The organism is Serratia sp. JKS296 (assembly GCF_900215445.1).
GTDB lineage: Bacteria > Pseudomonadota > Gammaproteobacteria > Enterobacterales > Enterobacteriaceae > Serratia > Serratia marcescens.
Genome location: NZ_OCMX01000001.1, coordinates 3,195,202 through 3,216,336 on the forward strand (window position 1 = coordinate 3,195,202; position 21,135 = coordinate 3,216,336).

Consider the following 21,135-nt stretch of genomic DNA (forward strand, 5'->3'; position numbering starts at 1 on the left):
CTCTTATAAATCAGTCACTCTATTGATAAACACCGCAAGGATAACTATGACTGAACTCATCGCTGTCGTCACCATTACTTTACTCGCCGTGATAAGCCCGGGGCCGGACTTCGCCATGGTTTCGCGCAATAGCCTGTTGCTTTCGCGCCGCGCCGGCGTCTTGACCGCCTGCGGCATCGGCGCCGGGGTGCTGGTCCATGTCAGCTATACGCTGATTGGCGTCGGCGTGTTGATTCAACAGTCGCCCTGGTTGTTTAACCTGCTTAAAGCCATCGGCGCCGCCTACCTGATCTACCTCGGCGTTACGCTGCTGCGCAACGCGGCGCATCATGACGCAGCCCCCAGCACAGCGCCGGCCGCCATCAGCGATTTCGCCGCCTTGAAAACCGGTTTTTTCACCAACGCGTTAAACCCGAAAACCACCATCTTCATCGTCAGCCTGTTCATGCAGGTGGTTTCTCCGCACACCCCGCTCGGCGTGCAAATCGGCTATGGTCTTTTTATCGCCGCCGTCCATATCTTCTGGTTTGCCGCCGTCGCGCTGCTATTTTCCGCACCGGGCGTCAATGCGCGCTTTTTGCGTTTGCGCCGCGGCATCGACCGCACCTTTGGCGGGCTGCTGATCGCCTTTGGCGCCCTGCTGGCGATCGCCGGCATCAAGTAACGCCGTAACGCCAAGTTCGCCATTCGCTTCTATGCTTATCAGGGGTTTTTGTTAATCATCTGAGCGGGAGTACGGAACATGACGAAACTGTTGGTGCTTTATTACTCAATGTACGGCCACATCGAACGCCTGGCGCAGGCGGTGGCCGAAGGGGCGAATCGGGTCGATAACGTGGACGTGACGATTAAACGCGTGCCGGAAACCATGACGCCGGAGGCCTTCGCCAAGGCCGGGGGCAAACAACATCAACAGGCGCCGGTCGCCACCCCGCAAGAGCTGGCGGACTATGACGGCATCATCTTCGGTACGCCGACCCGCTTCGGCAATATGGCCGGGCAAATGCGCACCTTCCTCGATCAGACCGGCGGCCTGTGGGCTTCCGGCGCGCTGTACGGCAAGGTAGGCAGCGTCTTCTCCTCCACCGGCACCGGCGGTGGCCAGGAACAGACCATCAGTTCGACCTGGACCACGCTGGCGCACCACGGTTTCATCATCGTGCCGATCGGCTATGCGACGCAGGAGCTGTTTGACGTTTCACAGGTGCGCGGCGGCACCCCGTATGGCGCCACCACCATCGCCGGCGCCGACGGCTCGCGGCAGCCGAGCAACGAAGAGCTGACCATTGCCCGTTATCAGGGCGAACACGTGGCCAAAATCACCGCCAAGCTGAAAAGTTAAGCGCCCTCCAGCCTCGTGATCCAAAGGGCCGCGCATTCGCATGGCCCCATCTTGTTGCCGACCCGCCGCAAGGTTAGAATGCCCCTCCCCCGGCCATTCAGCGTCTGAAGGCCAGGCCCGAATTCGTTCTGCCCGTCGCTCATCCGCTTTCAGCCTGAGGACGGGCGTTCTGTTTTTTGCGCACAGCGAAGGGAATAAGTCAGTGTCTAAAGATTTTGATGAACTAATAAGAGACATGGATCTTATTATTGAAAATGTAGACTGCTTCAAGGCTCTGGCTCCGCGCGCGCCCGAGCCGGCTCCGGCCCCGCCGCCGCCGGTTCATCACTACGACTCGTTCTGCGAAAACATCGCGCTGAAAGTCGTCTTGAAGGTGCTGCTGTCTTCGGTGGACAAGATAGTCAAAGTGCAGATCGCCAACAAGGTCGAGCAGGAAATCGCCCAGATCGAACAGCAGGTGGTGCGCGCCGGCGGCGGCCCGGTATCACCGGACGATCTGGCGCAGATGACGCATTACGTTCGCCGCACGGTCAACGACCTGCTGGAATAATCCCCCCTTTGAAACGGCGTCTGTTGGACGCCGTTTTTATTTCCGCCGCATTTCACGTGCGGCGTGGCTGTACCATGACTGACACATTCACAACATGAATATGTTGCATTGTTGTATTCGTTTCACTGCGATAAGTTTAATTTACTGTAAATATATACAGTACTTTTTTAACTTATTGAGGATATGAATATGCGCTTTAACAACAAGATGTTGGCCCTAGTCGCCCTGCTGTTCGCCGCACAGGCGTCGGCCGACACGCTCGAATCCATCGACAACTGCGCGGTCGGCTGCCCGACCGGCGGCAGCAGCAACGTGTCTATCGTGCGTCATGCTTATACGTTGAACAACAACAGCACCACCAAGTTCGCCAACTGGGTGGCTTATCACATCACCAAAGACACACCGGCCAGCGGCAAGACGCGCAACTGGAAAACCGATCCGGCGCTCAACCCGGCGGACACGTTGGCGCCCGCCGATTACACTGGCGCCAACGCGGCGCTGAAGGTCGATCGCGGTCATCAGGCGCCGCTGGCCTCGCTGGCGGGCGTCTCCGACTGGGAATCGCTGAATTACCTGTCCAACATCACGCCGCAAAAGTCCGATCTTAACCAGGGCGCCTGGGCGCGGCTGGAAGATCAGGAACGCAAGCTGATCGATCGCGCCGATATCTCCTCGGTCTATACCGTGACCGGGCCGCTGTATGAACGCGATATGGGCAAACTGCCGGGCACCCAGAAAGCGCACACCATCCCCAGCGCCTACTGGAAGGTGATTTTCATCAACAACAGCCCGGCGGTGAACCACTATGCCGCTTTCCTGTTCGATCAGAACACGCCGAAGGGCGCCGATTTCTGCCAATTCCGCGTGACGGTGGACGAGATCGAGAAACGCACCGGCCTGATCATCTGGGCCGGTCTGCCGGACGACGTGCAGGCTTCGCTGAAGAGCAAACCCGGCGTCCTGCCGGAGTTGATGGGCTGCAAAAACTGACGAAAAAACCCGCCGAAGCGGGTTTATTTTTCACGCGGGCGCCGGCGGATTATTCCGTCAGCGCCTTTTGCGCGGCGGCCAACTCACGCTGACGGGGTGAGGCTACCGCGTGATCGCGCGCCAACAGCGTATACACCGTCGGCAACACAAACAGGGTAAACAGCGTGCCCACCAGCATGCCGGAGACGATCACCAGCCCCAGGCCGAAGCGGCTGGCAGCCCCGGCGCCGCTGGCGAACAGCAGCGGGATCAAACCGAACACCATCGCCCCGGTGGTCATCAGCACCGGCCGCAGACGAATTTGCGCCGCCTGCAAAATCGCGCCGCGCCGCGTCAGCCCCTGATGCATCTGCAGCTCATTGGCGAACTCCACCATCAGAATGCCGTGCTTGCTGATGAGCCCGATCAGGGTCACCAGCCCGACCTGGGTGTAGATATTCATCGTGGCGTAACCCAGCGCCAGCGGCAGCAAGGCGCCGCAGATCGACAGCGGCACGGTGATGAGGATAATCAGCGGATCTTTCAGGCTCTCGTACTGCGCCGCCAGCACCAGGTAAATGATCACCAAGGCCGCCAGGAACGCGAACGCCAGCGCGCTGCCCTCTTGGGTGTATTGGCGCGAATCCCCCTGCCAGTCGTGGCTAAATTCGGCCGGCAGCGCATTGGCCTGCCGTTCGAGGAAAGCCACCGCTTCGCCCATCGAAACGCCGGGCGCGGGAATGGCCTGCAGGGTGGCGGCGTTCTGCTGGTTGAACTGGGTCAGCTTGTTCGGTTCGACCTTAACGGCCACCGATACCACGGTGGAGAGCGGCACCAGCGTATTGTCCTGGGTGCGGACATATTGCCGCGCCAGCGCCTGCGGCGTCAGCCGTTGTTCGCGCAGGCTTTGCGGGATGACGTCATAAGCGCGCCCGTCCATGCCGAAGCGGTTGAGGTAGTTCTCTCCCACCAGCACCGCCAACGATTCACCGATGTCGCTCATGCGTATCCCCAGACTGTTGGCCTTGGCGCGATCGATGCGCACCTCCGCCAGCGGGTTGTTGTAGTCCAAATCGCTGTCCACCACCATAAACAGGCCGCTGTTTCTGGCGTTCTGCTTCACCTCCTCCAGGGTGCGGTACAGCTGCGGGTAGTCCTGCGGCGTACGCAGCACCATTTGCACCGGCAGCCCCCCGGTGGAGCCTGGCAAGGCGGGCAGCTGGAAGGCGAAAATGCTGGTGCCTTCAACATCGTTCACCGCCCGTTGCAGATCGGCCTGCACCGCCGACGCCGAGCGCTGGCGCGCCTGCCACAGCGTCAGGTTGATGCCGCCGATACCGGACGCCGTGCCGTCGCTGCCGTTGATGATCCAGCGGCTTTCGGTTTCCGGCATGCGGTTGTAAACCTCATCCAGCTTGTAGGCAAAGCGTTCGACATAGTTCAGGTTGGCGTGCTGCGGCGCCTTGATGGCGGTCAGTACAATGGCCTGATCCTCGGTCGGCGCCAGCTCGCGCTGCGGCATCAGGTACAATAGCGGCAGACTGATCATCACCAGCAACGCCAGCGTGCCGGTCACCCAACGGTGGTGCAGCGAGAAATCCAGCGCGCGCGCATAGCGCCGCGTCAGGCCGCCGAAGAACCACTCGGCGGCGTGCGCCACGCGCCCTTCGCTCTGTTTGGCCGGCAGCAGGAGCGAGCTCATCACCGGCGACAGCGTCAGCGCCACCACGCCGGACACCACTACCGCCCCGGCCAGCGTCAGTGCGAATTCGCGAAACAACGCGCCGGTCAGCCCGCCCATCAGGCCGATCGGCGCATAGACCGCGGCCAGCGTCAGAGTCATGGCGATCACTGGCCCGGCCACCTCGCGTGCGCCGATCATCGCCGCCGCCAGCGGCGTTTTCCCCTCTTCGATATGGCGATGCACGTTCTCCACCACCACGATGGCGTCGTCCACCACCAAACCGATCGCCAGGACCATCGCCAGCAGCGTCAGCAAATTGACGCTGAAGCCAAAGGCCAACATCAGCCCGGCAGCGCCAAGTATCGACAGCGGAATGGTCACCACCGGGATCAACACGGTGCGCAGCGACCCCAGACACAGGTAGATCACCGCCACAACGATCGCCAGCGCTTCGAGCAGGGTATGCACCACTTCATCGATCGAGGCCTGAATAAAGCGCGCGGTTTCGAACGCCAGCGCCATCTTCACGCCCGGCGGCTGCATCTTGTCGATCGCCGGCATCAGGTGGCGAATGCCGTCGACGATCACCAGCGGGTTGCCGGTCGGCGTAGGGAAGACGCCGAGGAACACCGCCGGTTCGCCATCCATCAAGGCGCTGGTTTCCGTGGCTGCGGCGCCCAGCTCCACGGTGCCGACGTCTTTCAGGCGCACCAGACCGTTGCCGTCGTTGCGCACCACCAGATTGCGAAACTCCTCTACGCTGGTGAGATCGGTATTCACCCGCACGTTGGCAACCACATACTGCCCTTTCACCTTGCCCGGCGCCGCCTGGTAGTTGTTGCGCCGCACCGCATCGGCCACATCGGCAGCGGTCAGACCGCGGCCGGCCAGCCGATCGCTGTCCAGCCACAGGCGCATCGCCATTTTTTGCCCGCCGAACACTTCAACCTTGGCGACGCCGTCGATGGTGGTGAACATCGGTTCCACCACCCGCGTCAGGTATTCGCTCAGCGCCGGCGTGGACAGCGTTTTACTGGAAAAACCGACATAGGCCACAGCGGTGGCTTCACCGGCTGAGCGCTCAATCACCGGATCGTAAGCCTGTTCCGGCAGCTTATAGCGCACCTGGTTGACCTTGGCCATCACTTCGGTCAGCGCCTGGGTGGAGTCGCGGTTCAGCGCCATGCGCACCGTCACCACGCTGCGCCCCTGCACCGAGGAGGAAGAAAGGTAGTCAACGCCCTCGACGGAGGACACTGCCTGGGCGATCGGCTGCGTAACAAAGCCCTGCATCAGCTCGGACGACGCGCCGGGATAGTCGGTGCTGATGGTGATGGTAGAGTTTTCCAGCAGCGGGTATTGGCGGATCGGCAGTTTGCTGAGCGCCAGCGCGCCGAACAGCAGAATCAGGGTGCTGACCACCAGCGCCAGCACCGGCCGGCGCACGAACAGATCGGTAAATGTCATCAGCCTCTCCTCAGGAACCGGCCTGGGCGGCGTTCAGAGTATCCTGCGCCACCGGCTCGGCCGCCGTGCCGTCGCTCAGCTTGAGCTGGCCCGAAGTCACCACCCGGTCGCCTTCCTGCAGACCGCTGACGATCTCGACGCGCCCGTCGTTGCGCTCACCCACGGTGACTGAGACGCGCTTGACCGTCATGCCCTTTTCACCCTGCTGGGCCAGAAACACGGTATCGCCGTACGCCGTATAGGTCAGCGCCGTTTCCGGCACCGTCAGCACCGCCACGCGCTGCTGCTGCGTGACGCGAATGCCCGCGTACATACCGGCTTTCAGCAATCCTTGACGGTTGGCCAACGTCGCCTGCACCTGCACGGTGCGGGATTTGCCGATCATCGGGTCGATAGCGGTAATGGCGGCGGGGAAAGCGCGCTCGGGATAGGCCCCGACCTGCACCGACACCGCCTGCCCCAACGCCAGCCCGGCGCTGCTTTGTTCGTCCAGCGAGAAGTTGACGCGCAGCGTATCGGCGTCCACCAGGTTCGCCACCGCCTCGGCGGCGTTGAGGTATTGCCCTTCATGCACGCGACGAATGCCGATGGTGCCGGAGAACGGCGCGCGGATCGCCTTTTGTGCGATTTTGGCCTGCGTTTCCTGCACCGCCCCGAACGCCATATCCCGTTCGGCCAGCGCATCGTCCAGCTGTTGTCGCGCGGTGGCGTTGAGGTTCATCAGCTTGCGCATGCGCGCCAACAGCAGATCGGCATTGCGCAATTGTGCCTGCAGGCGCACCAGCTCAGCCTGCTCGACCGCATCGTTGAGCTGCACCAGCAGTTGCCCCTGCCGCACCGTTTGGCCGGATTCGAACAGGATGCGCGTGATGCGGCCGCTGGTCTCTGCCGCCACTTCCACCTGGCTGGCCGCCTCCAGCTCGCCCACGCCGGCGTAACTGCGCGCCGCCTGTTCACGCAGTGCGGGCGCCAGCGCCACTTTCACCGGCGGATAGGCCGGCGCGCCTTCGCTTTGCCGCGCGGTGGATCGCATCGCGACCGCAGCGACGGCGAGCGCCGCCAGCAGCGCGGCAATAATGAGGTATCGTTTCATCATGTAACGGTTTCTTCCTGATTTTACAGCCAAAGCCATCCTTCCCCCGACGCAGCGCAGGCAGGTGACGAGAGATGCCGGTTGCCAAGCCCGGCTGGCTGCACTATAAAACCTCAGGTTAACTTGAGGTCAAGCTGAGGAACGTGGAATGGCAAGAAATGAACCGATTAACACCTATCGGCTATTGACCGTTGGAGAAGTGGCGAAGCGCAGCGGCGTGGCGGTATCCGCGTTGCACTTTTACGAAAGCAAGGGGCTGATTCAGGCAACGCGCAACGCCGGTAACCAGCGCCGCTACACGCCGGTGGTGTTGCGCTACATCGCGGTGATCAAGATCGCGCAAAGCGCGGGCATTCCACTGGAGGAGATCCGCGCCACGCTGGGCCGCTTTCCCAGCGGCAGCAAACTGACCTCAGAACAATGGGGGCTTTTGTCCTCCGCCTGGCGCAAAACGCTGGATGAACGTATTCAACGGCTAACGGTGCTGCGCGACCATCTCGACAGCTGCATCGGCTGCGGCTGCCTGTCGCTCGCCGACTGCCCGCTGCGCAACCCAAACGATATTTTGGGCCAACAGGGCGCCGGCGCGCATATTTTCGAACACCCGACGGAACACCGGTGAGCGAAACAGGTTGCGCACCGGTTCTCCCGGGCCTCTCAGGGATAGATGATGTTCAACGTGGCCGAGGTGTTGATTTCCCCCTGCGTCACGCCATCGCGCTGATAAGGGTAATAATAAGCGCCCATGCCGATGATGAAGTGACTGTTCAGGCTGCCGCCGGCGGCGACATGAAACAGTGAAGTGGCGCTGCCGCGATCGACGTTGGAAGGCGACAATACCACCGGCGAGCTCGGCATGTCGCGCTTGACCAGGCGCAGCCCCACTCCTTGCGCGCCGCCCGCATTGGCATTGGTCAACACGCTGGCGTCGGAGGCCAGCAGGTTATTGCTGGACAGGAACATCTCAACGGCGCGATCGGCGATGCCTTCCTGCTGCATGTTCTGGCAGCTGATGTTCAGCGAGAACGGCGTGTAGCCGGGTTGATTGTTATTCAGCACCTGCGCCATGCCCATTTTGGGCAACCTGACCGTCAGGCCGGCGTTGAGGGAGGAGTAGAAAGACAGCGAAGAAACACAAGGGGGCGTGCTCTTGGCAAACACGCCCCAGATAGCGGTTGGGGAGGCGGGAGGATTATTTTACCGACATATCCGTGCGGACAATGCCATGGTTTTTCATCACCTCTTCCATGGTGAGGTTCTCATCGTACGGCGTATCATCCACCACGACGTCTTGCGGGCGGACATAAGGTTTGGTCGCGCGTTTGAACATCCACCACCATACGAACACCAGAAAAGCGCCGGACTTCAAAAAGATCATCGTCCATAAGGCGACTTGATACCAGTTCATCTCTGTCTCCATAAGAGCATTAAGCGAAATTGATAAGGCGGCGTTGCTTGTCGCACCGGTAACGCCTGGCAACAGCAGGCATCCGAGCGGCCGACCTTGATGGGTGCATAATCTCACCGACGCATGGCCCTTATCAATAGCCGATCGCGTTTCCTGCAGAAGCGCCCCGGTTTATCCGCACGCAAAAGCAAAAAACCCCGTGCTCAGAGAGCACGGGGTCAGAATGTATGGCGGAGGAGCAGAGATTCGAACTCTGGAACGGTTTCCCGTCGACGGTTTTCAAGACCGTTGCCTTCAGCCACTCGGCCACCCCTCCGCAACGACGCGCACTATAAACAGACCTTATTCGCTTGTAAAGCCCAAACGCGTTCAACCGCGCGAAAAATCGCCGCAGGCAAAGCAAGCGGCGATCAAACGAACACCTTCCCCGTTGTTGCCATAATGATAACTAAGGGTAAAGATTGGTAAACAAACTTTAATCAAGCGCTTGCGCTGCCTATCATCGGGATTATTTTGTGATGGCCTGATAAGAGAGAGCATCATTATGGACCGCATTGTCGTCTCATCTTCTTCGCGCGACTCGCTGCTCAGCACGCATAAAGTCCTGCGCAACACCTATTTCCTGTTATCCCTGACCCTGGCTTTCTCAGCCCTGACCGCGACCGCCAGTACGATGTTGGGTCTGCCTGCGCCAGGCTTGCTGCTGATGCTGGTCGGTTTCTACGGCCTGATGTTCCTGACCCATAAACTGGCCAACAGCCCGGCGGGCATTCTGGCGGCTTTCGCGCTGACCGGTTTCATGGGATACGCCCTCGGCCCGATCCTCAGTTCGTTCCTGAACGCCGGCGCGGGCGATCTGATCATGCTGGCGCTGGGCGGCACCGCCGCGGTGTTCTTCTGCTGCTCGGCGTATGTGCTGACCACCCGTAAAGACATGTCGTTCCTGTCCGGCATGATGATGGCCGGTTTTGTGGTGCTGCTGGTGGCGGTGATCGCCAACCTGTTCCTGCAGATCCCTGCTCTGCACCTGGCTATCAGCGCGCTGTTCATCCTGTTCTCCGCCGGCGCGATCCTGTGGGAAACCAGCAACATCATTCACGGCGGCGAGACCAACTACATTCGCGCCACCGTTAGCCTGTACGTGTCGCTCTACAACATGTTCATCAGCCTGTTGAGCATTCTGGGCTTCGCCCGCAGCAACTGATCGCGCGTTACGCATGCCTTCCAGGCCCCGCTCCGGCGGGGCTTTGTTTTTTGCGGCCGAAAAAATTTGCTAAACTGGCGGCCGTTCCGAATTATCCGTTATCGAGGCAGTATGTTGGAGTTTGAAGGTCAGGTTATCGACACTGACGCGCAGGGCTATCTGAAAAACAGCGCCGACTGGCATGAAGGCCTGGCGCCGCTGCTGGCCGCGCAGGAAGAGATCGTGCTCACCGAAGCACACTGGGAAGTGGTGCGCTTCGTGCGCGACTTCTATCAGGAATTCAATACTTCGCCGGCTATTCGCATGCTGGTCAAAGCCATGGCGCAGAAATACGGCGAAGAAAAAGGCAACAGCCGCTATCTGTATCGCCTGTTTCCGAAAGGGCCGGCCAAACAAGCCACCAAAATCGCCGGCTTGCCGAAACCGGTGAAATGCATCTGACCGCTCAGCCCGCAGCGCCGCTGCAGGCGAGCATTCAGTAGCGAATGCCAAACCCGGCGTAATCGGCCACCCCCTGCGGCTCCACCAGCACGCGTTCGACGCGCGCGCTGCGCGGGCCGCCCTGTTTCAACCACTCCACCAGCTTATCCACCTGCGCCTGTGTGCCGCAGGCCACCACCTGAACGCTGCCGTCATCGAGATTGCGCGCATAGCCGGTCACCCCCAACGCCTCGGCCTGCCGCTGAGTGGAATAGCGGAACCCTACCCCCTGCACCACGCCATACACATACGCAGCAATGCAAACTTGTGACATAATCGCCCCCTGTTGTCTTGTCTAAAGAATAAGGATGTATTGAGTATAGAAACTCAATCAAAAGATAAAGAGACAGGGAGCCATAGGACAACAATTTGTCTAATGGAGGCTTACGTAAAAAGTAGACGGCCGAGTCCCCTCGGCCGGGACAGACGTTCTATTTTTCGGCGGGTAGCCAGTTGGCCCTTTCCCCGTAAAAGAAAGAGTCGATAAATCTGCTTTTGCCACGCAAGCGGATAAATATGATGACCAGGGCGAAAATAATGGCCGTTACGCTGAGATAAAAACCTGACGAATCCTTATCGACCATTGCTCCGACAAGCAAAATGGGTAACACATGCCAAAGATAAATAGGCAGAGATACCTGCCCCATTTTGACCACTAAGCCCTCAATTCTTAGCTTCAGGCGCTTACACAAACTCAGCATCAACAACAACAGCGCAGCATTAAATGCAAACCATGAGGCGGCATCCAGCAGTGCCCCGCTCGGTTCATAATACCCTAATATACCTACGGCCAACGCGATAGCGAACAATGCCAGCGGATTACCGTAAAAATTCTTATCCCCCACCAGGAAGCCTAATAAAAAGAAGGAGTAGTAATAATAGAAACGCTTATCACCAATGAATTTCAGCCAGGCATATTGGTTTTCCAGCGTGTCGGCGTAACAGTACCAGACAATAGACAATATGGCGGAAGTGAACAGAAAGAAACCGAGTAAGAAATTACTCTTGTAAATGACCATAGTATATAGCACAAATATGATCACTGCTGGGATATACCAAAGATGATAGTAGGGGTAGAGAAATAGACCGATGAGTTGCTTTAAGCCTACTTCTTCTGAGAAGTAAAGAGAATAAACACTGTAAACAACGAACGCCAAAACATAAGGAATTATCATTCGCCACTGATACTTTTTCAGCACGCTAATCACGCCGCCATCAAGAAAATAGCGCCGAACAAAGTAGCCCGTCACCCCTAGAAAAAGCGGCATATGGAAATAATATATTGCCCCACGTAAACCAACATCAGCACTGCCAGGCAATACATGTCCCACAATGACGAGCAAGATAAGCAACCCTTTCAAAAAATCAAACGATAAGCTTCTTTCTTTAGCCATTTAAGAAAAATCCTAACATCTAAATAATAAATATCAGGTGCTCAATAACAGATTAAGTTAAGATTTTTGTCAATGCGAAAAAACCTAAAAATCACAAAAAACTTACAAAGAACTTACAAACCGTCGCCCGGAGGATAGGCCTTCCTCCGTGAGGCAAACGACAGTCTGAAGTCAATTACCACGACAACAAAACGATAGTAATCAATTAATTAAAAAAATAACCCCCAACCCTCATTGAATGATAGGCTCTGCTTGCTCACAAGAAAGCGCACCGTCGACACGCCGTCGTTGTTACACTTACCGTCGGACAACCAAGCGGCAGCGCTATTCCTATTTCGAGTAAAGCCATCTGCTCCATTGACGATTATGTGAGAGGCGTCAATGATTTTTTTTCAAGTTATCGAGGGATGATGTAATATCAGAGAAATCAACCAACTTGCGAACGACTTTCGTTTTAAAACGATCATCATATTCAACCTGAGCATTTTTTACCTTTAATAACCTATCAATCATTCTGTCCGCTTGCTCGCCGTCGAATCCAAAATAACGGTTGCCGTAAAATCGCTCGCCGTTAATCAACACAGCACCTGAGTTTGGGTTCGCAGTGGGTGGAAATGAAATTTTATAATGCCCGGCCTGAACCGAAATCTTTAATACTCCATCACTTATAGTGTTTTCATCACCATGAAAAACCCACTCGTTAGCTAATACTGTGTTAGTCGTCATAAAAAAAATTAAAAACAAAAACATCCTCACTGGTGCACTCCCTTCAATTCATATCTTAAAAACAATCAGCAACACTCTTAATTAAAATAAAACATTACTATTCAGCCTTATTTCCTATAAAGCATAATGCCTCAGACGAATATCGGCGCCTACAGGTAACGAGGCGCCTTCACTCGCTGATCGACGTGCGTTCATCTCTACCTCGCTATAATACACCTATTTAAGCTGTCATTTCTTCAGTTTGAAGGCTGCACTTTCTCTCTCTTCGGTGTGACGTCAGCAGAGATAACGCGATACAATCCGAGCCAACGCGGTAGTGAACACCGTAAGATTCAGCTATGATGACGAACTTATTTTGGCAATTCTTCAAACCCGCCAATTAACCCATTGAATAAAAAGTAGTTTAACCATGCGCTTACATCTCGCCAAAGGACGTGAAAAGTCCTTACTCCGTCGCCACCCTTGGGTGTTCTCCGGCGCCGTTCAACGCGTTGAGGGTAAAGCCCTCTCCGGTGAAACCATCGATATCCTCGACAGCCAGGGCAAGTGGCTGGCGCGCGGCGCCTATTCGCCCGAGTCGCAGATCCGCGCACGCGTCTGGACTTTCCAACAGGATGAAGAGATTAACATCGATTTCTTCATTCGCCGCCTGCAGCAAGCGCAAAGCTGGCGTGATTGGGTCGCGCAGCGTGACGGTCTGGACGGATACCGCCTGATCGCCGGCGAGTCCGACGGCCTGCCGGGCATCACTATCGATCGCTTCCAGAATTTCCTGGTGCTGCAGCTGCTGTCCGCCGGTGCCGAATACCAGCGCCCGGCCCTGCTTTCCGCCCTGCAGCATTGCTACCCGGAATGTTCGATTTACGATCGCTCCGACGTTGCGGTGCGTAAAAAAGAAGGCCTGCCGCTGGCGCAGGGCCCGGTGCTGGGCGATCTGCCGCCGGAACTGCTGCCTATTACCGAGCACGGCATGAAGCTGCTGGTGGACATTCAGCAAGGGCACAAGACCGGTTTCTACCTCGACCAGCGCGACAGTCGCCTGGCGGCGCGGAACTACTCTGCCGGCCGCCGGGTGCTGAACTGCTTCTCCTACACCGGCGCCTTCGCCGTTTCCGCTCTGATGGGCGGCTGCGAGCAAGTGATCAGCGTGGATACCTCACAGGCGGCGCTGGACATCGCAAAACAGAATGTCGAGCTCAACAAGCTGGACCTGAGCAAGGCGGAGTTCGTTCGCGATGACGTGTTCCAACTGCTGCGCAACTACCGCGCTCAAGGCGAAAAATTCGATCTGATCATCATGGATCCGCCTAAGTTCGTCGAGAACAAGAATCAGTTGGCCAGCGCCTGCCGCGGCTACAAAGACATCAACATGCTGGCGCTGCAGTTGCTGAATCCAGGCGGCATTCTGCTCAGCTTCTCCTGCTCCGGCCTGATGCCGACCGACCTGTTCCAGAAAATTTTGGCCGATGCCGCTGTAGATGCCGGACGTGATGTACAATTTATAGAGCAGTTCCGCCAGGCTGCCGATCACCCGGTGATCGCCACGTATCCTGAGGGGCTGTATCTGAAAGGCTTCGCTTGTCGGGTGATGTAACTTGAAATGCGCTGCCTTGCCCCCATATATGAGCAAGGCATTGTTTCTCAGGAGGTCATCATGATTGCCAGCAAATTCGGTATCGGACAACAGGTTAGGCATAAACTGCTGGGGTATTTGGGCGTCGTGATCGATATCGACCCGGAATACTCTTTAGAACAACCCAAAGCTGACGAGATAGCGGCGAACGACGAACTGCGTTCCGCCCCTTGGTACCACGTGGTGATGGAAGACGAGGAAGGCCAACCGGTGCACACCTATCTGGCGGAAGCGCAGCTGGATGGCGAGCCCCAGGAAGCGCACCCCGAGCAACCATCGCTGGATGAACTGGCGGAATCCATCCGTCACCAGTTACAGGCGCCACGTTTGCGCAATTGACCGCGCCAAGACCTGAGAAACCCCGAGAGGGCCCGGCATCGCGCCAGGCCCTTTTTTATTTAGCGCTCCAGCCCTAAACGCGGTATTTCTATTTTCGGGCAGCGATCCATCACCACGCGCAGCCCAGCCTGTTGCGCCAGCGCCGCCGCCTGATCGTTAATCACCCCTATCTGCAGCCACAGCGCCCTGGCGCCGATCGCTATCGCCTCTTGCGCCACGCCGTAAGCCGCCTCTGAATTGCGAAACACGTCAACCATATCCACCGGCTGTGGGATAGCGGCCAGCGTAGGGTAAACCGGCTGCCCCAGCAGCGTCTGCCCCGCCAGTTTTGGGCTGACCGGTATCACCTGATACCCTTGTGCCAACAGATACGCCATCACCCCATAGCTGGGCCGCGACGGGTTATCGCTGGCGCCGACCAGCGCGATAGTTTTCACTTGCTGCAACAGCTCAACAATCTCTTGATCTTGCATCTTCAACTCCCGTTTATCACTGCGTCACTTTCCATTTCGAGTGTAACCGATCGGCATTCGCTCGGTTAAACGCAACGCGAGGGAAACTTCACCGCAATCTTATGGTCAGAGGCTGTCGCGGTTCAGCTGCGCACGGTCGTGTCTAATCGCGATAAAATATGTAAAAATGTAAACAAAATACCCGATTGAAAAATTTTGACACAACCTATGCCGTGTTCAACACTTAGAGCTACGTCACTTTATAAGGAGATAATGATGAAATTTGGTCTGGTGGTTGCGGCGTTGCTCAGCATCAGTATGCCTGCCGCGGCTACGACCCTGAAACTCTCCCCGGACATCGACCTGCTGGTGGTCGACGGCAAGAAAATGACAGGTTCGTTGTTAAAAGGTGCCGACAGCCTTGAACTGGACGGCGGGCAGCACCAGTTGCTGTTTAAAGTGACCAAAACCGTACGCTCCGGCCAGCATACACAGGCCTATACGTCCCTGCCGCTGGTTGCCACCTTCAATACGCAAAAGATCAGCCAAGTGGCGATCGAACTGCCGCGCATCGAGAACGATCGTGATGCGCAACGCTTTGACAGAACGTTAAATTATCTGGTGGTCGATAAAGACGGCAACGCCTTGCCATTCCGGCATGATGCGCTGCATCCCGACAGCGTCACCTTCAATACCGATTTGGAAAAGGTGATGGCCGATTACAACCGCCAGAACCGCCCGGCCTCCGTTCCGGCCTTTGTGCAGGCGAACGCAGGCAATCCCTCAACCCTCGCGTTGGCCGGCGCGCCGCTGAATGCCCCGACGGTGACGTTGAAAGGTGAGAACGTGTCGGAACAGATGTTGCAATACTGGTTCCAACAGGCCGACAAGGAAACACAGAAGCGCTTTCTGCGCTGGGCCAATAAACAACCGATTCGCTGATCCCTCCCGGCGTCTTTCCCCGCAAAGGCGCCTTTTCTTCGCATTTTCAGGCGCAAACGCTAGGCAGTGAAAAACAGTTTCAGTAATCTGTCGCACATCCCCTGATTAGCGAAGGACACCGAGATGGAATTGACTACCCGCACTATCGCCGCGCGCAAACATATTGCGCTGGTGGCACACGATCACCGCAAACAGGCCCTGTTGGAGTGGGTAGAAAGCCACAAGACCATTCTTGCGCAGCATCAGCTTTACGCCACCGGCACGACCGGTAATCTGATCCAGCGCGCCAGCGGCATTCCCGTCACCAGCATGCTGAGTGGCCCGATGGGCGGCGATCAGCAGGTTGGCGCACTGATTGCGGAAGGCAAGATAGACATGCTGATCTTCTTCTGGGATCCGCTGAACGCGGTGCCGCACGATCCGGACGTGAAGGCGCTGCTACGGCTGGCGACCGTATGGAATATTCCGGTGGCCACCAACCGCTCGACCGCAGACTTTCTGATCGACTCTCCGCTGTTCAAAAACGAGGTGGAGATCGCTATTCCCGACTATCAGCGCTACCTGCAAGACCGCCTGAAATAGTCCTCACGGCCTGGCTGCCGCCAGGCCCGAGCTTACGGTTTTTTCTGCACCGGTACGCCAAGATCCTGCAGATGTTCAACGAATACCGAAGGGCGTTCACGATCCTGCAACAGCCATACCTGATGTTTAGCTCGAGTTAACGCGACATACAGCAGACGGCGTTCTTCGGCATCCGGGAAATCCTCCGGCTGCGGCAGTAGCACCTCTTCCAACACCGACTCGCGCGCCACGGCGGGGAAGCCGTCACGCCCCTCATGCAAACCGGCAATGATGACGTATTCCGCCTGCTGCCCCTTGCTGGCATGGATGGTCATAAACTCCAGATTCAGTTTAGGCCAACGGGTGGCCGCTTTCGCCAGCGCTTCCGGTTTCAGATGGTGGTAACGCGCCAGCACCAGGATGCGCTCATCCGGCTTGGCATAGCCGCTCAGTTTATCCAGCAAGGGCTCCAGTTGTTCGTGCGGCAGGATCGCCACCGACTTTTTATTGCCCTTGCTCAGGCTGTTGAGCGGTTTTTTCAGCTGGTGCGGGTTTTGCTGCACGAACCGGTTGGCCACCTCGCCGATACGTTCATTGAAGCGATAGGTGGTATCCAGCGCGCACTGCGCGCCTTCGCCAAAGTTCGTGGCGAAGGCCGTGGTTAACGTCAATTCTGCGCCGCTGAAGCGATAAATCGCCTGCCAGTCATCCCCCACCGCAAACAGGCAGGTCTGCTTGTTCTGTCGGCGCAATGCCGCCAGCAACAGTGCACGCTGCGGTGAGATATCCTGAAACTCGTCGACCAGAATATGTTTCCACGGGCTGACGAAGCGCCCCTTGTCGAGAATGTTGACTGCCTGATGGATCAGGCCGGAGAAGTCCACCGCCCCTTCCTCTTTCAAGGCGCTTTTCCAGGCTTTCAGCAGCGGCGCCATCAGCCGGATGCGTTTTGAAAACAGATCGCGGATTTCTTCATCCGCCTGCTCAATCATTTCCGCCTGGCTGCCGCCGTGCATGCGCATCAGCCCCAACCAGCGTTCCAACCGGCTTGCCAGGCGATCCGCCAGGCGCTTATCCTGCCAGAAATCGCCTTCCGGCACTTCCCACTCCAGCTCTTCGGTCAACCATTGACGCCACCCCTTGGCCTGCGCTTTCTTCTCTGCGCACTGTTGGCGCCAATGGGTAATCAGCAGCTCTTTGCGCGCTTTGGCATCGGTTTCCAACCGGCTGATGGCCGGCGCTTTGCGGCTGCCTTGTTGAATGATTTGCAGCGCCAAGGCATGGAAGGTCTTGGCCTGAATGCCGACATCGCCCAAACGTTCTTTGATGCGGTCGTTCATCTCGCCGGCAGCCTGACGGCCGAACGCCAACAGCAAGATTTGCCCCGGTTCCGCCTCCTGACGGCGCAGCAGCCAGCCGGCGCGCGCCACCAGCACCGACGTTTTGCCGCTGCCGGCGCCGGCCAACACCAGCACGGAATCCTCGCCGTTGACCACCGCGCGGCTCTGGGCGTCGTTGAGCGGTGAGCTTTCGACGGTCTGGAAGAAGTCGTGATGTTGCTCCAGCATGCGATCGGTCCACTGCCGGTTGCGTTGTTCAACGCTGCGTTGCCCCTGCTGCAGCCATTGCAGACACAGATGGTAATCGGCCCGGCAGTTATCGAATTCATCCAGGCGCGCTACCGGCATCGGCAGCGCGGAGAAAGCCTCACGGATTTGCTGTTGCAGCTTGCCCAGCTCAGACTTTTTGAACCATTTATCTTGCTGTTCTATGCGCTGAATCTGTGCCACCTGCTGTTGCAACACGCCGGCGCTGACCTCACTCATTTCGGCGCTCCACTGCTGCCACGCCTGCTGCAGATAGTGATAAAAACGCTGCGTTTCCTGCCATTCGGTGCCGTGCAGTCGCACCACTTTTTCGTCCGGCAATTCAAATTCCAGCTCGCCCCAGACGATGCCGCGTTTGCACCTGACCTGAATCAGTTGATTGAAGGGGATCAGGTATTCATGTTTTTCCCCGCTCACCTCAACGCCGGCGTGCAGCAACCGCACGCGGTTATAAGGGTGCTGAGCCAGGTGTTTCCCCAGCGATGTCGCTTTAAGTTCCATATCGTCGCGCCATGACTATGTTGAGAGTAAATAACGGATATCTGCCAGTTTACCTGCGATAAGCAGTGGCACTCTAGCGCTAAAAAAAGGGTAGAATAGATTTTGCGTTTTTATCGTGAATACGCCCGCATCGCGGTTTGGCTATCATTAGAGCAGAATGACGTCTATGCGTACTGTACTGAATATTCTTAATTTTGTGTTGGGCGGTTTCTTCACCACGCTAGGCTGGCTTATTGCTACGGTGTTCAGCGTGCTGCTGGTCATCACACTGCCGCTTACCCGCTCCTGTTGGGAAATCACCAAGCTGTCGCTGGTGCCGTTCGGCAACGAAGCGATACACGTCGATGAACTGTATCCGGAAAAAAGCAATGCGCTGCTCTCCGCCGGCGGCTCGCTGCTCAACATTATTTGGCTGGTGCTGTTCGGCTGGTGGCTGTGCCTGTCGCACATCGCCGCCGGTATCGTGCAATGCGTTTCAATCATCGGCATTCCGGTCGGTATCGCCAATTTCAAAATAGCCGCCATCGCGCTGTGGCCGGTGGGGCGCCGCGTCGTCTCGGTCGAAATGGCTCAGCAAGCGCGTATTGAGAATGCTCGCCGCCACTATCATCAGCGTTAATTTTTTCTCCGTTTGAGGAGTTTTTCGTGCGCTCTTTTGCACCCGCAGTACGTCGTTATACCTACAACAGCAATCTGCTGTATCACCTGCGCATTCTTATTGCGCTGATCGGCACCACCGCCGTTCCCTGGTGGCTGGGCATTCCCAAGCTGACCATCCCGCTGACGCTGGGCGTGGTGGCAGCGGCACTGACCGATTTGGACGACCGCCTGGCCGGCAGGTTACGCAACCTGCTGATCACGCTGGTGTGCTTCTTTGTTGCCTCCGCGTCGATCGAGCTGCTGTTCCCTTATCCCTGGTTGTTCGCCCTCGGCTTAACCACGTCGACCTGCGGTTTTATCTTGCTGGGCGCCTTGGGGCAGCGTTACGCCACCATCGCCTTCGGCGCACTGCTGATCGCGGTTTACACCATGCTCGGCACCTCGATGTACGATGCCTGGTATCAGCAACCGCTGCTGCTGGTGATCGGCGCGCTGTGGTACAACTTGCTGACGCTGGCGGGCCACCTGCTGTTCCCTATCCGGCCGCTGCAAGAGAACCTGGCGCGCTGTTACGATCAACTGGCCAATTATCTGGATGCCAAGGCCAATCTGTTCGATCCCGACGCCGAACGCGCCGCCGACCTGCCATGGATGGATGTCGCGATGGCCAACAGCGCGTTGGTCGCGTTGCTGAACCAGACCAAAGCCTCGCTGCTGACGCGCCTGAAAGGCGACCGCGGCCAGCGCGGCACCCGCCGCACCTTGCACTACTATTTTGTCGCGCAGGATATCCACGAGCGCGCCAGCTCTTCCCATGTTCAGTACCACGCGCTCAGCCGGCAATTCCGTCACAGCGATATTTTATTCCGCTTCCAGCGTTTGCTGAGCATGCAGGCGCGCGCCTGCCGCCAGTTGGCACAATCGATCCTGCTGCGGCAAAAATACCAGCACAACCCGCGTTTTGAGCCAGCCTTCAGCCGCATTCAGGAGGCCTTGGCGCGCATAGCCGAAACCCAGGGCAATTCAGAGCAAACCAAAGCGCTGGCGCACCTGCTGAAAAACCTGCATGCGATCGATGCGCAGCTGGCCAATATCGAGTCAGAGCAGACGCTGGCCAGCGGGCAGGCGGAAGAGAACAGCCTGGCCGACGATCGCTTAACCGGCTGGAGCGACATCCGACTGCGCATCAGCCGCCATTTGACGCCGCAGTCGGCCCTGTTCCGCCATGCGATCCGCATGTCGGTAGTGCTGTGCGTGGGTTACGCCTTCATCCAGCTCACCGGCATGCAGCACGGTTACTGGATCCTGTTGACCAGCCTGTTTGTCTGCCAACCGAACTACAACGCGACCCGCCGGCGCCTGGCGCTGCGCATCATCGGCACCCTGGCCGGTATCCTGATCGGCCTGCCAATCCTCTATTTCGTGCCTTCAGTGGAAGGACAACTGGTGTTGATCGTCATCACCGGTGTCTTGTTCTTCGCTTTTCGCACCGTACAGTATGCCCATGCAACGATGTTCATCACGCTGCTTGTGTTGCTGTGCTTTAACCTGTTGGGTGAAGGTTTCGAAGTAGCAGCCCCGCGCGTTTACGATACCTTATTGGGTTGCGCCATCGCCTGGGCGGCGGTCAGCTTTATCTGGCCGGACTGGAAGTTCCGCCAACTGCCGGCGGTGGTGGATAAAACGCTGAATGCCAACTGTCGCTATCTGGACGCCATTCTGGTGCAATATCATCAGGGTAAGGATAACGGGCTCGCTTACCGCATCGCGCGGCGAGATGCCCACAACAGCGATGCCGAACTGGCTTCGGTCATCTCCAACATGTCCGCCGATCCCAAGGCCGACAAGGCGTTGCAGGAAGCCGCCTTCCGTCTGCTCTGCCTGAACCATACTCTCCTGAGTTATATCTCGGCGTTGGGGGCGCACCGCGAGCGGTTGAATACCCCTGCCACACTCGATCTGCTCAATGATGCCGTGTGTTACGTGGACGGCGCCTTGCATCAGGAAGAACGGAACAGCCAGCGCATTGCGCAAGCGCTGGAACAGCTGGCGGAGCGTATTCGCAAAGCCGTTCCAGAACCTGAAAGCAAAGAACAGTTGGTCTTGCAGCAGGTGGGGCTAATGCTCGAGCTGCTGCCGGAACTCACCGCACTCCATACCCAAATCAATAAGGCAACCTAATT

Annotated in this window: 22 protein-coding genes and 1 tRNA gene; 13 read left to right on the forward strand and 10 right to left on the reverse strand. The window is 57.6% G+C overall.

The genetic code is table 11. The features are described from left to right. The first annotated feature begins 46 nt into the window (after positions 1-46). The 4 genes from CRO23_RS15355 (at position 47) to CRO23_RS15370 (ending at position 2,882) form a co-directional block, all read left to right on the forward strand. Positions 47-664: a LysE family translocator gene (locus CRO23_RS15355; RefSeq protein ID WP_033640782.1), complete on the forward strand. Its 618-nt coding sequence runs from the start codon at positions 47-49 to the stop codon at positions 662-664. Between the two features lie 78 nt (positions 665-742). Continuing rightward, complete coding sequence (wrbA, locus tag CRO23_RS15360; protein ID WP_004928045.1) at positions 743-1,342, forward strand: NAD(P)H:quinone oxidoreductase; 600 nt, start codon at positions 743-745, stop codon at positions 1,340-1,342. Between the two features lie 235 nt (positions 1,343-1,577). Further along, complete coding sequence (locus CRO23_RS15365) at positions 1,578-1,892, forward strand: hypothetical protein (protein WP_097102392.1); 315 nt, start codon at positions 1,578-1,580, stop codon at positions 1,890-1,892. A 189-nt stretch (positions 1,893-2,081) separates the two neighbouring features. Continuing rightward, positions 2,082-2,882, forward strand: a complete 801-nt coding sequence (locus tag CRO23_RS15370) for a DNA/RNA non-specific endonuclease (RefSeq protein ID WP_060387549.1) — start codon at positions 2,082-2,084, stop codon at positions 2,880-2,882. Between the two features lie 49 nt (positions 2,883-2,931). On the opposite strand, the gene CRO23_RS15375 is transcribed toward CRO23_RS15370, so the two are convergent. Together CRO23_RS15375 and CRO23_RS15380 are read right to left on the reverse strand one after the other, a co-directional pair. After that, positions 2,932-6,012, reverse strand: coding sequence for a MexW/MexI family multidrug efflux RND transporter permease subunit (locus CRO23_RS15375; protein WP_049300490.1), 3,081 nt, complete (start codon positions 6,010-6,012; stop codon positions 2,932-2,934). A 10-nt stretch (positions 6,013-6,022) separates the two neighbouring features. Next, a complete protein-coding gene (locus tag CRO23_RS15380) occupies positions 6,023-7,108 on the reverse strand; it encodes an efflux RND transporter periplasmic adaptor subunit (protein ID WP_049300491.1) in 1,086 nt (361 codons plus the stop codon). A 145-nt stretch (positions 7,109-7,253) separates the two neighbouring features. Here CRO23_RS15380 and soxR point away from each other — a divergent pair, with 145 nt between their 5' ends. Then, positions 7,254-7,727, forward strand: coding sequence for a redox-sensitive transcriptional activator SoxR (soxR, locus tag CRO23_RS15385; RefSeq protein ID WP_016928275.1), 474 nt, complete (start codon positions 7,254-7,256; stop codon positions 7,725-7,727). A 35-nt stretch (positions 7,728-7,762) separates the two neighbouring features. On the opposite strand, the gene CRO23_RS15390 is transcribed toward soxR, so the two are convergent. From CRO23_RS15390 to CRO23_RS15400, 3 genes are all read right to left on the reverse strand, one after another. Next, positions 7,763-8,266, reverse strand: a complete 504-nt coding sequence (locus CRO23_RS15390; protein ID WP_228988414.1) for a fimbrial protein — start codon at positions 8,264-8,266, stop codon at positions 7,763-7,765. Between the two features lie 31 nt (positions 8,267-8,297). After that, complete coding sequence (locus CRO23_RS15395) at positions 8,298-8,513, reverse strand: hypothetical protein (RefSeq protein WP_016928277.1); 216 nt, start codon at positions 8,511-8,513, stop codon at positions 8,298-8,300. 228 nt (positions 8,514-8,741) lie between these two features. Further along, positions 8,742-8,829 (reverse strand) — tRNA-Ser (locus CRO23_RS15400). A gap of 228 nt (positions 8,830-9,057) precedes the next feature. Between CRO23_RS15400 and yccA the strand changes: the two genes are divergently transcribed. Together yccA and tusE are read left to right on the forward strand one after the other, a co-directional pair. Next, positions 9,058-9,717, forward strand: coding sequence for an FtsH protease modulator YccA (gene yccA, locus CRO23_RS15405; protein ID WP_004928091.1), 660 nt, complete (start codon positions 9,058-9,060; stop codon positions 9,715-9,717). A gap of 111 nt (positions 9,718-9,828) precedes the next feature. Further along, positions 9,829-10,158, forward strand: coding sequence for a sulfurtransferase TusE (gene tusE / locus CRO23_RS15410; RefSeq protein ID WP_004928095.1), 330 nt, complete (start codon positions 9,829-9,831; stop codon positions 10,156-10,158). A gap of 34 nt (positions 10,159-10,192) precedes the next feature. Here the strand turns inward: tusE and yccX are convergent, their stop codons facing one another. The 3 genes from yccX to CRO23_RS15425 form a co-directional block, all read right to left on the reverse strand. Next, positions 10,193-10,471, reverse strand: coding sequence for an acylphosphatase (yccX, locus tag CRO23_RS15415; protein WP_049300496.1), 279 nt, complete (start codon positions 10,469-10,471; stop codon positions 10,193-10,195). Positions 10,472-10,628: 157 nt separating this feature from the next. Then, entirely contained in the window at positions 10,629-11,591 is a 963-nt protein-coding gene (locus tag CRO23_RS15420; RefSeq protein ID WP_016928279.1) for an acyltransferase family protein, read from the reverse strand. 378 nt (positions 11,592-11,969) lie between these two features. Further along, positions 11,970-12,347, reverse strand: coding sequence for a hypothetical protein (locus CRO23_RS15425; RefSeq protein ID WP_028128003.1), 378 nt, complete (start codon positions 12,345-12,347; stop codon positions 11,970-11,972). A 379-nt stretch (positions 12,348-12,726) separates the two neighbouring features. Here CRO23_RS15425 and rlmI point away from each other — a divergent pair, with 379 nt between their 5' ends. Both rlmI and hspQ read left to right on the forward strand, forming a co-directional pair. Next, positions 12,727-13,911, forward strand: a complete 1,185-nt coding sequence (rlmI, locus tag CRO23_RS15430; protein ID WP_028128002.1) for a 23S rRNA (cytosine(1962)-C(5))-methyltransferase RlmI — start codon at positions 12,727-12,729, stop codon at positions 13,909-13,911. A gap of 60 nt (positions 13,912-13,971) precedes the next feature. Continuing rightward, positions 13,972-14,289, forward strand: coding sequence for a heat shock protein HspQ (hspQ, locus tag CRO23_RS15435; RefSeq protein WP_004928104.1), 318 nt, complete (start codon positions 13,972-13,974; stop codon positions 14,287-14,289). A 59-nt stretch (positions 14,290-14,348) separates the two neighbouring features. On the opposite strand, the gene CRO23_RS15440 is transcribed toward hspQ, so the two are convergent. Then, entirely contained in the window at positions 14,349-14,762 is a 414-nt protein-coding gene (locus tag CRO23_RS15440) for a CoA-binding protein (RefSeq protein ID WP_033640793.1), read from the reverse strand. A 255-nt stretch (positions 14,763-15,017) separates the two neighbouring features. On the opposite strand from CRO23_RS15440, the gene CRO23_RS15445 reads away from it, so the two are divergent. Both CRO23_RS15445 and CRO23_RS15450 read left to right on the forward strand, forming a co-directional pair. After that, positions 15,018-15,683, forward strand: coding sequence for a DUF2057 family protein (locus CRO23_RS15445; RefSeq protein ID WP_097102394.1), 666 nt, complete (start codon positions 15,018-15,020; stop codon positions 15,681-15,683). A 123-nt stretch (positions 15,684-15,806) separates the two neighbouring features. Next, a complete protein-coding gene (locus tag CRO23_RS15450) occupies positions 15,807-16,265 on the forward strand; it encodes a methylglyoxal synthase (protein WP_016928284.1) in 459 nt (152 codons plus the stop codon). Positions 16,266-16,297: 32 nt separating this feature from the next. Here the strand turns inward: CRO23_RS15450 and helD are convergent, their stop codons facing one another. Then, on the reverse strand, positions 16,298-18,352 hold the full coding sequence (helD, locus tag CRO23_RS15455) for a DNA helicase IV (protein ID WP_016928285.1): 2,055 nt from the start codon (positions 18,350-18,352) through the stop codon (positions 16,298-16,300). 166 nt (positions 18,353-18,518) lie between these two features. On the opposite strand from helD, the gene CRO23_RS15460 reads away from it, so the two are divergent. Together CRO23_RS15460 and yccS are read left to right on the forward strand one after the other, a co-directional pair. Continuing rightward, on the forward strand, positions 18,519-18,971 hold the full coding sequence (locus tag CRO23_RS15460; RefSeq protein WP_004928120.1) for a YccF domain-containing protein: 453 nt from the start codon (positions 18,519-18,521) through the stop codon (positions 18,969-18,971). 26 nt (positions 18,972-18,997) lie between these two features. After that, positions 18,998-21,133, forward strand: a complete 2,136-nt coding sequence (gene yccS / locus CRO23_RS15465) for a YccS family putative transporter (protein WP_079449429.1) — start codon at positions 18,998-19,000, stop codon at positions 21,131-21,133. Positions 21,134-21,135 lie beyond the last annotated feature (2 nt).